Here is a 13,101-nt window from a genome sequence, read left to right on the forward strand (position 1 = left end):
GAGAGACATGCCTGACTTCGTCGACGAAGCGGTCTTGCACATCAAGGCCGGTGACGGCGGGCACGGCTGCGCCTCCGTCCACCGCGAGAAGTTCAAGCCGCTGGGCGGGCCCGACGGCGGCAACGGCGGCCGGGGCGGCGACGTCGTCCTGGAGGTCGACCGCAACACCGCCACCCTGCTGGAGTACCAGCGCCGCCCGCACCGGCGGGCCGGCAACGGCCAGCCCGGCCAGGGCGGGCACCGCGCCGGCGCCAACGGCCAGGACATCGTGCTGCCCGTGCCCGACGGCACCGTGGTGCTCGACTCCGCCGGCGAGGTCATCGCCGACATGGTCGGCGCCGGTACCCGCCTGGTGATCGCCCAGGGCGGCAGCGGCGGCCTGGGCAACGCCGCGCTGGCCTCGCCCAAGCGCAAGGCGCCCGGGTTCGCGCTCAAGGGCGAGCCCGGCGAGGCGCTGGACGTCCGCCTGGAGATCAAGACCATCGCCGACGTCGGCCTGGTCGGGTTCCCCAGCGCCGGGAAGTCCTCGCTGATCGCGGCCCTGTCGGCGGCCCGGCCCAAGATCGCCGACTACCCCTTCACCACCCTGATCCCCAACCTCGGCGTGGTCGAGGCCGGCACTGTGCAGTACGTGGTGGCCGACGTCCCCGGGCTGATCCCCGGCGCGAGCGAGGGCAAGGGCCTGGGCCTGTCGTTCCTGCGCCACGTGGAGCGCTGCTCCACCCTGGTGCACGTGCTGGACTGCGCCACCTTCGAGTCCGACCGCGACCCGCTCAGCGACCTCGACGCGATCGAGGCCGAGCTGGCCGCCTACGGCGCCGCCACCGGCATCGACCTCTCCGACCGGCCGCGCATCGTCGCGCTGAACAAGGTCGACGTCCCCGACGCCCGCGACCTCGCCGACATGGTCGCGCCCATGCTGCGCGAGCGCGGCCTGCGCGTCGTGGAGGTCTCGGCGGTGGCGCGCGACGGCCTGCGCGAACTCTCCTTCGCCATGGCCGAGCAGGTCGAGGCCGCCCGCGCCGCCCGGCCCGAGGCCGAGCCCAGCCGCGTCGTGCTGCGCCCGCGCGAGATCGGCGAGACCCCCTTCGAGGTGGTCCCCCTGGGCGACAACACCTTCCGGATCCGCGGCGACAAGCCGGCCCGGTGGGTGCGCCAGACCGACTTCGCCAACGAGGAGGCGGTGGGCTACCTGGCCGACCGGCTCAACCGGCTGGGCATCGAGTCCGCGCTGGCCAAGGCCGGCGCCACCGAGGGCGCCGAGGTCTACATCGGCGACGAGGACGACTCCGTGGTGTTCGACTGGGACCCCTCGATCGACGCCGAGGCGACCCCGATCGGCCCGCGCGGCACCGACTCCCGGCTGGGCTAGTCGCGCGGGGGCGGTAGGCAGCCAGCCGCCAACCACACCACGGAAAAGGGAAGCGACGTGCGCGACGCACTGTCAGAACACCGGGAAGAAGGGGAGGACACCGCCGCCCGGCGGACCGAGCTGGCCCAGGCGCGGCGGATCGTCGTCAAGGTGGGGTCGTCCTCGCTGACCACCCCCGCCGGCGACATCGACCGCGACCGCATCGGCGAACTCGCCGACGTGCTGGCCGAGCGCCGGGCCGCCGGCGCCGAGGTCGTGCTGGTGTCCTCGGGGGCGGTGGCGGCGGGGCTGGGCCCGATGGGCCTGCCCGCCCGCCCCCGCGACCTCGCCACCCAGCAGGCCGCGGCGAGTGTCGGCCAGGGCCTGCTCATCGCCCACTACACCGCCGCGTTCGCCCGCCACGGGCTCACCGCCGCCCAGGTGCTGCTCACCGTCGAGGACATGATCCGCCGGGTGCAGCACCGCAACGCCCAGCGCACGCTGCGCCGGCTGCTGGACATCGGGGCCATGCCCATCGTCAACGAGAACGACACGGTGGCCACCCACGAGATCCGCTTCGGTGACAACGACCGGCTGGCCGCGCTGGTGGCGCACCTGCTGCGGGCCGACGCGCTGGTGCTGCTTTCCGACGTCGACGCCCTCTACGACGGCAACCCCGCCCGGCCCGGCGCGCGGCGCATCGCCCGCGTGGCGGCGGCCGCCGACCTCGACGGCGTGGACATCGGCAGCGCCGGGCGGCGCGGGGTGGGCACCGGCGGCATGGTCACCAAGGTGGACTCCGCGCGGATCGCCACCGAGGCGGGCGTGCCCACCGTGCTGACCTCGGCGGCCAACGCCCGCGCCGCGCTGGCGGGCGCGCCCGTGGGCACCCTGTTCACCGCCCGGGCGCGGCGGCGGCCCTCCACCCGGCAGCTCTGGCTGGCCCACGCCACCACCGCGCGGGGCAGCATCGTGCTCGACCCCGGCGCGGTGCGGGCGGTCGTCGGCTCCCACGCCTCGCTGCTGCCGGCCGGGGTGGTCAAGGTCGAGGGCGACTTCTCGGCCGGCGACCCCGTGGACCTGCGCGCCGAGGACGGCACGGTGGTGGCGCGCGGCCTGGTCAACTACGACGCGGCCGAGGTCCCCGACCTGATGGGCCGCTCCACCCGGTGGCTGGCCCGCGAGCTGGGGCCCGACTACGAGCGCGAGATCGTGCACCGCGACGACCTGGTGCTGCTGGTGCGCGACGGCGAGCGGGTGGCCGGGCCACCGGGCCGGCCCTAGCCGCGGGGCCGCCCCCGCGCGCCGGGGCCGGGCCGGCTGGGCCCGGGTCGGCCCTGGTCGGCGCGGTGGCGGGCGCGGCGCGCGCTCCGCGCGTCGCCCGGTGGGGGTGCGGCCCCGCCACTAGGCTGGCGCAATGATGTCCGCCACCCACGAGTTCGACACCGAGCTGCTGTACGAGGGCCGTGTGGTGACCCTGGGCGCCGTGACCTACCGGGGGCGCACGGTGCTGCGGCCGGGACCCGACCGGTTCGCGCCGCTGCGGCGCTGGGCGCAGGACCTCGCCGACCTGCTCGGCGGGCCGGTGACCTGGCGGGCCAGCTCCGGGGGCGGGGTGGTGGAGGAGGGCACGGTCGCTCCGGCGCCGCGCGCCGCCGTGGGCGCTCCGCGGGCGCGCTGAGGGGCACCCGCGGAGCCGTGCCGCTCTGACTATGCCGTCGGCCGGCGGTTCAGAGGCGGCGGGCGCTCTCGGCGCCGCATTTGGAGCAGTGGAACTTGCGGTCTTGGCCTAAGACCCAGTCGTGCTCTCCTCCGTTGGGACACGCGGACATGGACACCACCTAAGCTCTCGGCGAGCAACCTGGCGCCGTCACCGTACCCGGTGGATGCCCGGACTGTCTGGGAAATCGCGAAAGCTCCTCGCGTCGGCCCGGCGGCGCCGCACCCTCGGCGAACGCGCCCCGAGCCCTCGGCGCGCCACGACATAAGCTGGGCGCAGGCAGCGCCCATCCCCCTAATGCGACCTGGAAAGCGAAACACCACCATGAGTGACATCGAGCGCGAGGTCCGCGCCTGCGCGGAGCGGGCCCAAGACGCCGCGGCGGACCTCGCGCCGCTGAGCCGCGCGGTGAAGGACGAGGCCCTGCTGGCGATGGCCGACGCGCTGAGCGCCGAGGCCGAGTCGATCGTGCGGGCCAACACCGAGGACGTCGAGCGCGCCCGCGCCGGCGGCGTGAGCGAGGCGATGATCGACCGGCTCACGCTGACGGCCGACCGCGTCGGGGCCATCGCCGACGCCGTGCGCGCCATCGCCGAGCTGCCCGACCCGGTGGGCGAGGTCGTGCGCGGCACGGTGCTGCCCAACGGGCTGGAGCTGCGCCAGATCCGGGTGCCGCTGGGGGTCATCGGGATCATCTACGAGGGCCGGCCCAACGTCACCGCCGACGCCGCCGCGCTGTGCCTCAAGAGCGGCAACGCCGCGCTGCTGCGGGGGTCGTCCTCGGCCTACTCCTCCAACACCCGCATCGTGGAGGTGCTGCGCGGCGCCCTGGCCAAGGCCGGCCTGCCGCTGGACGCGGTGCAGTTGGTGCCGGGGTCGGGCCGCGACTCCGCCCAGGCGCTGATGCGCGCCCGCGGCCTGGTCGACGTGCTGATCCCGCGCGGTGGCGGCTCGCTGATCCAGACGGTGGTGCGGGAGTCCACGGTGCCGGTGATCGAGACCGGCGAGGGCAACTGCCACGTCTACGTCGACTCCGCCGCCGACCTGGACATGGCGCTGGCCATCGCGGTGAACTCCAAGACCCAGCGGCTGTCCACCTGCAACACCGCCGAGACGCTGCTGGTGCACGCCGAGGTCGCCGACGCGTTCCTGCCGCGCGCGATCGCGGCGCTGCGCGAGTTGGGGGTGACCCTGCACGGCGACGAGCGGGTGCGCGCCCACGACGACGCGGTGGTCGCGGCCACCGAGGAGGACTGGCGCACCGAGTACCTGTCGGCGGATCTGGCGGTGAAGGTGGTGGACTCCCTGGACGACGCGGTCGCCCACATCCGGCGCTACTCCACCTCCCACACCGAGGCGATCGTCACCGACTCCCAGGCGGCGGCGCGCTGGTTCGTGTCGCGGGTGGACTCCGCGGCCGTCATGGTGAACGCCTCGACCCGGTTCACCGACGGCGGGGAGTTCGGGTTCGGCGCGGAGATCGGGATCTCCAACCAGAAGCTGCACGCGCGCGGCCCGATGGGCTTGCAGGAGATGACCTCGACCAAGTACGTGGTGACCGGCGAGGGCCACCTGCGCTAGAGGTGTGCACCCGGCCGCCGCGCGGTGCGGCGGCCGGGTGTGGCCAGGAACGGTCGGATGGCGGGCGCGCGGTCCGGGCGCGGGGCACAGGCCCGCGGGCCTCAGGAGGACGAGGACGAGGAGCCGGCGTTGGAGTCGGTGCGGCGGGTGCCGGCGCTCTTCCAGCGGTCGGCGACGGTGTCGAAGATGCGGCCGCCGGCGCTGGCGGCGCTGCCGGCGACGTCGCGCAGGGTGCCCAGCAGGGGGTCCTCGCTGCGCTCCCAGGACTCGCGGTAGGAGTTGGCGGCGCTGCGCGCCTCCTCGCCGACGTTGGCGGTGCGGTCGGAGTCGCGGCGCGGGTAGTCGCCGTTGATGATGCGCTGGTAGTCGCCGTTGTCCAGCCACCGGGTCAGCTCGGCCATGCGGATGACCGCGAACGGGTGGGTCTGGCCCATCAGGCTGAGCAGCTTGATGAGGCTGTCGCGGGCGTCGCCGCCGCGCTCGTACTCGCGCGCCTGCTCCAGGAAGGAGTCGGGGTTCATCTCGGCCAGGCGGGAGCCGCCGGCCAGCTTCATCAGCGCCCGCTTGGCGGCGTCGGGGTTCTGCCCGGCCAGCACGCCGGCGCGGTCGCAGGAGAGTTCGGACTTGCGGTACCACTCCTCCAGCGCCGTGACGATGGCGCGGATGCCGATGTAGCCCAGCGGGATCCAGGCCACCCGGGCGGCCAGGCGGATCAGGGCGAGCAGCATGGTGCGGTAGACGGCGTGGCCGGAGAGGATGTGGCCGACCTCGTGGCCGACGACGAACCGCTGCTCCTCGGCGTCGAGGAGGTCGAACAGGCCGGTGGTCATGACGATGAACGGCTTGTGGCTGCCGATCGCCATGGCGTTGGGCCGGGGGTTCATCTGGATGTACAGCTCGGGGACCTCGTCCAGGTCCAGGATGTAGGCGGCGTCGCGGACGTAGTTGTGGACCTCGGGGAACTGCTGCTCGTTCACCCGCACGGCGCTGGAGAGGAACATCAGCCGCAGGGCGCGTTCGTTGAACAGGCCCGAGAGCCGCTTGAAGACCTCGTCGAACCCGCGCAGCGACCGCAGCGCGACCAGCGCGCCCCGGTCGGCCGGGTGCTCGTAGGCCCGGGAGCTTATGTTTTCGAGTCGGACGCGTGCGCGGTCCGGAGCGTTGGTGGCCATGTCGGCATGCTATGCGTCGGGGCTGCGCGGCGCCACGGTTCCGGCCAACGAGATATGACGCGATTTTTCGGCCCCCTCGGGGTACCGGCGGGGTAGGGAGCCGGGCGGGTGGGCGGCGTCGGTTAGTCTCGGCGTAGTCAGTGCCAAAGCGTGCAAAACCAGCGAAATCCGCACAACGCGCGCGACCGCGCGGCGGGCGGAGCCGCCCGATGGGGGCGCCGAGAAGACGAGGAACGGAGCGGCACGTGGCCAGTGAACCGACCGGTGCGAACGGCGCGTTCTCCCACGCGGAGCGCCGGCGCCGGAGTCCGCGCCGCGTGGGGATCATGGGCGGCACCTTCGACCCCATCCACCACGGGCACCTCGTGGCGGCCAGCGAGGTCGCGCACCTCTTCCACCTCGACGAGGTCGTGTTCGTGCCCACGGGCCGGCCCTACCAGAAGGACCTCGACAAGGTCACCTCGGCCGAGGACCGCTACCTCATGACGGTCATCGCCACCGCCGAGAACCCCCAGTTCAGCGTGAGCCGCATCGAGATCGACCGCGAGGGCCCCACCTACACCATCGACACCCTGCGCGAGCTGCGGCGCCACTACGGCCCCGAGATCGAGTTGTTCTTCATCACCGGCGCCGACGCCCTGGGCGCTATTCTGAGCTGGCACAACGTGGATGAACTCTTCGATCTCGCGCATTTCGTAGGCTGTAACCGCCCCGGGCACCGGCTCACCGACTCCGGGTTGCCCGACGGCAAGGTCAGCCTGGTGGAGGTCCCGGCCCTGGCGATCTCGTCGTCGGAGTGCCGGGAGCGCGTCCGCAAGGGCGAACCGATCTGGTACCTGGTGCCCGACGGCATCGTCCGCTACATCACCAAGACCGGGCTCTACCTCGACGCGGGGTAGCCGCCCAAGAGAGGCTGCTGCGACATCGTGTCCGCCACCGAACGGGCCGTCGGGCTCGTGAACATCGCCGCCGAGGCGGCGGCCGACAAGCTCGCCCAGGAGATCATCGCCTACGACGTCAGCGACCAGCTCGTCATCACCGACGCGTTCGTCCTGTGCTCGGCGCCCAACGACCGCCAGGTCCGCGCCATCGTGGACGAGGTCGAGGAGCGGCTGCGCAAGGAGGGCGGCGTCAAGCCGGTCCGCCGCGAGGGGGAGCGCGACGGCCGCTGGGTGCTCCTCGACTACGCCGACATCGTCGTGCACATCCAGCACGAGGAGGAGCGCGGCCACTACGGCCTGGAGCGGCTGTGGAAGGACTGCCCGCGCATCGGGCTGCCGGAGTCCGCGCAGGGCGCCCGCCGCTCCGAGGCGAACGGGGCGTGAGCGCCGCGACCCCGGCCGCGGGCGGCGGCGGGGCCGTGGCCGACACGGTCGAGACCCGCCGCGTCCTGTGCTGGCGGCACGGGCAGACCGCGTGGAACGCCGAGAAGCGCTTCCAGGGCCAGACCGACATCCCGCTCAACGAGCGCGGGCTGGCCCAGGCCGAGCGCGCCGCCGGGCTGCTGGCGCGGCTGCGGCCCGACGCCATCGTGTCCTCCGACCTCAGCCGGGCGGCCACCACGGCCGGGTTCCTGGCCCGGGCCACCGGGCTGCGGGTGGAGCTGGACAAGGGGCTGCGGGAGCGGTTCGGCGGCCAGTGGGAGGGGCTGACCACGCCCGAGATCCGCGAGCGCTGGCCCGAGGAGAACGCCCGCATGGAGATCCCCGACGGCGAGGACATCCTGGCCGTGGGGGAGCGGGTGCAGGAGGCGATCCTGCGCGCCCTGCCGCGCGTGCCCGAGGGCGGCCTGCTGGTGGTGGTCGGCCACGGTGCGGCGCTGCGCGCGGGCATCAACCGGATGATCGGCCTGCCGCCGGAGATCCGCCAGGCCCTGGGCCCGATCGGCAACTGCGCCTGGTCGGTGCTGGGCCCCCGGGGCGACGCCTGGCGCCTGCTGGAGCACAACGCCACCAGCCTGCCGGAGACCCACCCCCTCAGCGACGACCGCTGAGGCGACGCCCCGGCCGCCGAGGAGGGCGGGGGGCGACGCCGAAGCGGCGGCGGGTGCCGCGCCGGTTATCCGTTTCGACGTGGGAGCCGGTTTCCGCTATTGTTCTGGTGCTGCCGAGGTGGAGAAACCTCAGGCGGCACCCGTTCGGGGCTATGGCGCAGTTGGTAGCGCGCCTCCATGGCATGGAGGAGGTCTGGGGTTCGAATCCCCATAGCTCCACCTCAGTTGAGAAGTTGCCACCATGCCCCGCCCGGCTGCGGGGCATGTTCGCGTCCGGCCCCTTTTGAGGGGCTGAGCTTCCGCCGTGATGGGTGGGCGAGGACTGTGGCTGCCTGGTTCCGCTGGGACTCGGTATGGTTTCGTCTTCTTCGACGGTGGTCGTGCGAACAAGGCGGGTTGAGCCTGCGACGTGCTGCTGTTCTGATCTTGATATTCCGGGCTCCGATGTGGCCGGCGCTAGGGGTGTGTGCGGTATTTCGCTCGCGGTCGCGGCGATTCGGTCAGGGATGTGAGCAGGGCGAGCCGGTCGGCGCTTTCTGGATGCGCATCGGTGGGATGGTAGACCACCAGTAGTTGGTCGCCGGTGTCGTCGACGGCGAGCTTGGAGATGTTCAGCTCCATTGGACCGACCTGTGGGTGGTCGATGCGGACGGGCCCGCCCCTGACCGGTCCCACGTGGTGGCGTGCCCAGGCTTGACGGAACGCCTCGCTGGCTGCGGAGAGTTCTCCGGCGAGCTCTGCGATCCGCGGATCGTCGAGATCCGCCCCGATGCGCTTGCGGAACATGGCGACCATTTCGCGCTGATCAAGGTGTACGCGCTCGTCCGTGTTGAGAAAAACCTCGCGCAGCAGGTTCACACCTGGTCTGAACGCCGGCGACAGCGCGATGGCGAGCGGGTTGCTGGTGAGCACGTCGAGATACCGCCCGGTGACGAACGCGGGGAAGCTGATCGAGCCGACGAGCTCAACGATCCTGGGGGTGACCGCTTCGCGGCGCCGGGTTCTGCGACGCGGTCGTGGGGCCGTCGCGCCGAGTGCGAAAACATGTTCAGTAGCGGGCTGGTCAAGCTGTAGCACCCGGGCGAGAGCTTCCAGTACCTGCACCGAGGGGTTCCTGTTACGCCCTTGTTCCAGACGCAGGTAGTAGTCCGAGCTGATGCCTGCGAGCATGGCCACCTCTTCGCGGCGCAGCCCCGGCACCCGACGCCGTTCGTCCTCAGGCAAGCCGACAGCCGCCGGGGAGACCAGTCCGCGCCGTGCTCGCAGGTAATCACCCAAGCTGTTGGCGCCACTTCCATCAGAGCCGTTCACCATCGGTCAATGGTAGTTCCGGCGGTGCGGGGTTGACTGGTCCTGTCACTCCCAGGAGCGAGGTGGCCTTCCCCCTAAGCCGAGGGACCCTCATAGTGATCTCGCGAGCTGCCCATTGAGCATTGCCACACCAGCTTGGAGGAGGCCCTGTGCCTGCGAACCGCGTCGCGTTGATCACCGGAGCCAACCAAGGAATGGGTGAACAGGTCGCCAAGGAACTGGCCGCAGACGGAGCCGCGGTCTTCATCGGGTCCCGCGATCTCGCTCGAGGTCAGACCGCGGCTGCCGAGATCGGCGAGGGTGCGGTCGCAGTCCGGCTCGATGTAACCGATGCCGCCTCGATCGCCGCAGCCGCCGATCAGATCCGCGAGAAGGCCGGCCGACTCGACCTGCTGGTGAACAACGCCGCCATCTCCACCACTCACGCCCAGATGTCCGGCATGGCCGAACTACGCGCGGCGTCCAAGCCCAGCATTGTCTCCTTGGACGAGGTGCGGGCCGTCTGGGAGGTCAACGTCTTCGGCGCGCTGGCGGTCTATCAGGCCATGCTGCCGCTGCTGCGGGAGTCACCGGACGCGCGCATCGTCAACGTCACCAGCGCACTGGGATCACTCACCACCGTCGCCGATCCGCGCTCCCCTCTTCACCCGGCCTTCGAACCCGTCTACGCCGCCTCGAAGACAGCGCTCAACGCAGTGACGCTCTCAATGATGATCGAACTGGAGAACACCGGCATCAAGGTCAACCTCGTCTCACCAGGCTTCGCGAACACCGCACTGGTCAACTTCGAGGGAACGGAATCCGTCGCCGACGCCGCCCGCGAGGTGGTCCGGGTCGCCCGCCTCGGACCCGACGGCCCCTCCGGCACCTTCACCCTCTGGGAGAACGTGAACCTCCCCTGGTGACCCGGTCCAACAGGACGCACGCACCGCTTCAACAAGACTGACGCGACTCGGCGCCCTCCCCAGCGGGCCGCCACCGAATCCGAGCAGTCGCCTCGGAACTCCCACCCACGGCTACACAAAGGGCCTCCGAGCTGGTGTGCGGGTGCCGGCATGCTGACACCAACCGCCTCGCCGCCCTCGTCCGCGACGGCGCTCACCCGAGACGGCCTGGGCGCGGCCGTCCGGCCGCGCATCAAAGGTAGAGGCCGGTGCCCCGTTCGGGCGCCTCGTTGGCCACCGCGTGGATGTCGCGCTCCCGCAGGACCAGGTAGCGCTCGGCGTGCAGTTCGACCTCGCTCTGGTCCTCGGGGTTGAACAGCACCCGGTCGCCGGTCTTGACGTGCCGGGCGCCGGTGCCGGCCCCGCAGACCTCGCCCCACACCAGCCGGGTCGCCATCTTCACGGTGTCGGGGATGACCAGACCGGCGCTGCTGCGGCGTTCGCCCTTCTCGGGGATCTCGCGGACCAGCAGGCGGTCGTGCAGCATCTGGATCTCAAGCTTGGACTGGGACACCACTCCACTTTATTGGGCCCGCCCGGAACCCGAGGACCGCAGGGCCCTGCAAGACGCGGGCGCACCCGCCCCCAAGTTCCGGTAATATGCTGGTGAACGCGGGGCTATGGCGCAGTTGGTAGCGCGCCTCCATGGCATGGAGGAGGTCTGGGGTTCGAATCCCCATAGCTCCACTCGATTGAGTCGGTGCGTCTCAGGGCGATCCTGCTTGCAAGCTTTGCTTGCCGGCCGGGTCGCCTCATTGTTTTCCATCCCAATCGGGGTGGCGTAGGGGCGCCGAGACGAGGTGCGAGGCCGGGCGCGGTCCATCGGTTTCGGGGCGGATGGCCGGGCGGCGACGGGCGCACCAGGAGGTCGGCGCCCGCCTCTGCGCGGGACAGCGCTGCGGAGAGTCGGTCTCTACAACCAGCACCAGTGGCGGGAACGTAGGCCGCGCAGCGGCGCGCTTCGGGGCCTGCGCCAACCACCCGCCCTGGGATCCAACGGCAGCCAGGCCCGATCACGCGCCGCCGGCGCGACGTGTACCTCACCGGATGGGTCAGGGCACTCCGCGGGTCCGTTAGACTGAACGCACTACGGGGCTATGGCGCAGTTGGTAGCGCGCCTCCATGGCATGGAGGAGGTCTGGGGTTCGAATCCCCATAGCTCCACAAGTCGCACAGAAGTCGACACACACGCGAGATCGCCCCGCCCCATGGCGGGGCTTTTTCGTGTCCGGGCCCCGATCGGCGCCCCCCTTCAGCGTTCCCCGCCGTTCCTCGGCCCGTTGCTCGGCGCCGGCCTCGTTCGCGGAGGTGCGGCGGGCGCCACGGGGCGGGCGGGAACCCGCGCCACCGCCCGGTCGTCTAGCGGGGCGGAACCGTCGGGCCGTGGCGGTCCGCGCCCGGGGGCCGCCGGGCGCGCCGCCGTCCCGGCACCGCCCGGCTATGGGATACCGGGCGCGGAATGTAAGTTCGGAGTAGCCCCGTTGAACGGCCGCGGACCCCCGAGCGGCTCCCCCCGGAACCGCCGCCCGGCCCCGTGGTCGTTGACCTTGCAGAGGACGACCGTGACCTCGAATTCCCCCATTCGGTCCCGCCGCGGTACCGCGGGCCGCCTCCTCGGCGCCGCCGGCGTCGCGGGTGCGCTCGCGTTCTCGGCCATCCTGCCCGCAGCCGCCGACCCCATAACCCCCTTCCTTCCCGGAGATCCTGACCACCCCTCCGCCACCGCCCGCATCGCCGCCGTGGAGTGGTGCCGCTCCGGGGCGGTCGGCGAGATCGGCACCGGCCCCGCCGACGGCTCCGTCACCGCCGACTGGTCGGCCGACCCCGACCACGTCGCCACCGTCCGCCACTTCAGCCACCGGCCCGCCTCGGCCTACAGCACCGTCACCCGCGACGGCGACCGCCTGACCGCGGCGGCGGGGATCACCGACGTCAGCTTCGCCCCCGACTGCAAGCCGGCCGGACGCGGCGGCGACCCCCTGGGGGTGCCGCTGAGCACCGCCTTCGGCGGAGCGGCCCTGGTCGCGCTGGACTCCGCCGCCTCCTCCGCCTGGTGGACCCCCTCCGGCGGGCTGGGCGCCGACATCGCCGTGGAGGGCCTGGAGATCCTCGGCGCCCCCGCCGACCTCGCCGACGGCCGCCACACCGACACCTTCACCACCGACCTGGGCCGGGGCACGCTGAGCGTGCGCGTCAGCGCCGAGCGGCGCGAGCGCGAACCCGGTTCCGGCGGCCGGGGGGACGGCCCCGGCACCGCCTCGGCGTGGCTGTCGCTGCGCTTCGAGGTCGACCGCCTCAACGCCGACGGCGCGCGGATCGACGGCTTCGACTACGGCGTCGACTTCACCGGAGTCTCCGTCCACACCCCCGACACCGACCCCTCCACCGCCGGCGACACCCCCGAACCGCCCACCACGGGCGCCACCGGCCCCGAGCCCACAGGCCCGCCCGGCGGCGGCAGCGGGGGCAGCGGCGGCGGGCAGCAGGACGGCTCCGCCGACCCCGCCTCACCGGCCACCGACGACTCCCCGGCCGACACCGGCCCCGACCCCGGCACACCCGAGCCCGACATCGCGCCGGACCGCTCCGGCGGCGAGGAGCAGAGCGGGGGAGGGAGCGGGTCCGTGCCCGCCGACGACCCCGTGCCCCGACCCACCGTCTCGGCACCCGTCCCCGACCTCGACGACATCCCCACCGGTTCCACCGACCCCGCCGGCGGCCCCCCGGTGACCTCCCCCGACGGCCGCCTGCCCGTGGCCGGAAGCGCGTTGGCCGGCCTGATCGCGACCGGCCTGGCCGCCCTGGGCGGCGGCGGTGCCGCCCTCTACCTCGGCCGGTCCCGCAAGTCCGGACTGGACGACGACCTCCGCCACGCCCCCCGCGACGACCGCACCTGGCGCTCCGCCGACCCCTACCGCGACGGCGACTGGCTCTGACCCGCCCCCGCTTACCCGCTCCCACCCTGCCCCACCGCCTCCGGCGCCGCCCCCGCCCCGGCCGGCGCGGACCGCCGATCCCACGGCCCGCGC

Annotated in this window: 12 protein-coding genes and 3 tRNA genes; 12 read left to right on the plus strand and 3 right to left on the minus strand. The window is 72.8% G+C overall.

Annotation, left to right across the window (positions count from 1 at the left end; genetic code table 11):
- The first annotated feature begins 7 nt into the window (after positions 1 to 7).
- From obgE to LG943_RS11545, 4 genes are all read left to right on the plus strand, one after another.
- Positions 8 to 1,372, plus strand: a complete 1,365-nt coding sequence (obgE, locus tag LG943_RS11530) for a GTPase ObgE (RefSeq protein WP_270072233.1) — start codon at positions 8 to 10, stop codon at positions 1,370 to 1,372.
- A 69-nt stretch (positions 1,373 to 1,441) separates the two neighbouring features.
- A complete protein-coding gene (gene proB, locus LG943_RS11535) occupies positions 1,442 to 2,635 on the plus strand; it encodes a glutamate 5-kinase (protein ID WP_270072282.1) in 1,194 nt (397 codons plus the stop codon).
- A gap of 133 nt (positions 2,636 to 2,768) precedes the next feature.
- Positions 2,769 to 3,032, plus strand: a complete 264-nt coding sequence (locus LG943_RS11540) for a hypothetical protein (protein WP_270072234.1) — start codon at positions 2,769 to 2,771, stop codon at positions 3,030 to 3,032.
- 363 nt (positions 3,033 to 3,395) lie between these two features.
- Complete coding sequence (locus LG943_RS11545; protein ID WP_270072235.1) at positions 3,396 to 4,652, plus strand: glutamate-5-semialdehyde dehydrogenase; 1,257 nt, start codon at positions 3,396 to 3,398, stop codon at positions 4,650 to 4,652.
- 101 nt (positions 4,653 to 4,753) lie between these two features.
- Here LG943_RS11545 and LG943_RS11550 read toward each other — a convergent pair whose 3' ends face one another.
- Positions 4,754 to 5,824: a M48 family metallopeptidase gene (locus LG943_RS11550; RefSeq protein ID WP_270072236.1), complete on the minus strand. Its 1,071-nt coding sequence runs from the start codon at positions 5,822 to 5,824 to the stop codon at positions 4,754 to 4,756.
- A 326-nt stretch (positions 5,825 to 6,150) separates the two neighbouring features.
- Between LG943_RS11550 and nadD the strand changes: the two genes are divergently transcribed.
- The 4 genes from nadD (at position 6,151) to LG943_RS11570 (ending at position 8,036) form a co-directional block, all read left to right on the plus strand.
- Positions 6,151 to 6,723, plus strand: a complete 573-nt coding sequence (nadD, locus tag LG943_RS11555; protein ID WP_270072283.1) for a nicotinate-nucleotide adenylyltransferase — start codon at positions 6,151 to 6,153, stop codon at positions 6,721 to 6,723.
- A 27-nt stretch (positions 6,724 to 6,750) separates the two neighbouring features.
- Complete coding sequence (rsfS, locus tag LG943_RS11560) at positions 6,751 to 7,149, plus strand: ribosome silencing factor (RefSeq protein ID WP_270072237.1); 399 nt, start codon at positions 6,751 to 6,753, stop codon at positions 7,147 to 7,149.
- A gap of 35 nt (positions 7,150 to 7,184) precedes the next feature.
- Positions 7,185 to 7,817 (plus strand): histidine phosphatase family protein, encoded by a 633-nt coding sequence (locus LG943_RS11565; protein ID WP_270072284.1) that lies wholly within the window; start codon positions 7,185 to 7,187, stop codon positions 7,815 to 7,817.
- A 146-nt stretch (positions 7,818 to 7,963) separates the two neighbouring features.
- Positions 7,964 to 8,036: transfer RNA gene (locus tag LG943_RS11570), tRNA-Ala, on the plus strand.
- 237 nt (positions 8,037 to 8,273) lie between these two features.
- Here LG943_RS11570 and LG943_RS11575 read toward each other — a convergent pair.
- Entirely contained in the window at positions 8,274 to 9,131 is an 858-nt protein-coding gene (locus LG943_RS11575; protein WP_270072238.1) for a helix-turn-helix domain-containing protein, read from the minus strand.
- A gap of 146 nt (positions 9,132 to 9,277) precedes the next feature.
- Here LG943_RS11575 and LG943_RS11580 point away from each other — a divergent pair, with 146 nt between their 5' ends.
- Positions 9,278 to 10,033, plus strand: a complete 756-nt coding sequence (locus tag LG943_RS11580; protein WP_270072239.1) for an SDR family NAD(P)-dependent oxidoreductase — start codon at positions 9,278 to 9,280, stop codon at positions 10,031 to 10,033.
- Between the two features lie 232 nt (positions 10,034 to 10,265).
- Here LG943_RS11580 and LG943_RS11585 read toward each other — a convergent pair whose 3' ends face one another.
- Positions 10,266 to 10,559, minus strand: coding sequence for a GroES family chaperonin (locus LG943_RS11585; protein ID WP_179770865.1), 294 nt, complete (start codon positions 10,557 to 10,559; stop codon positions 10,266 to 10,268).
- Between the two features lie 127 nt (positions 10,560 to 10,686).
- On the opposite strand from LG943_RS11585, the gene LG943_RS11590 reads away from it, so the two are divergent.
- The 3 genes from LG943_RS11590 (at position 10,687) to LG943_RS11600 (ending at position 13,008) form a co-directional block, all read left to right on the plus strand.
- Positions 10,687 to 10,759 (plus strand) — tRNA-Ala (locus LG943_RS11590).
- A gap of 404 nt (positions 10,760 to 11,163) precedes the next feature.
- A tRNA-Ala gene (locus LG943_RS11595) sits at positions 11,164 to 11,236 on the plus strand.
- 398 nt (positions 11,237 to 11,634) lie between these two features.
- The gene (locus LG943_RS11600; protein ID WP_270072240.1) at positions 11,635 to 13,008 is read left to right on the plus strand and encodes a hypothetical protein; all 1,374 of its coding nucleotides are present in this window, start codon (positions 11,635 to 11,637) and stop codon (positions 13,006 to 13,008) included.
- Positions 13,009 to 13,101 lie beyond the last annotated feature (93 nt).

It is taken from the genome of Streptomonospora mangrovi (genome assembly GCF_027604915.1).
Taxonomy (GTDB): domain Bacteria; phylum Actinomycetota; class Actinomycetes; order Streptosporangiales; family Streptosporangiaceae; genus Streptomonospora; species Streptomonospora mangrovi.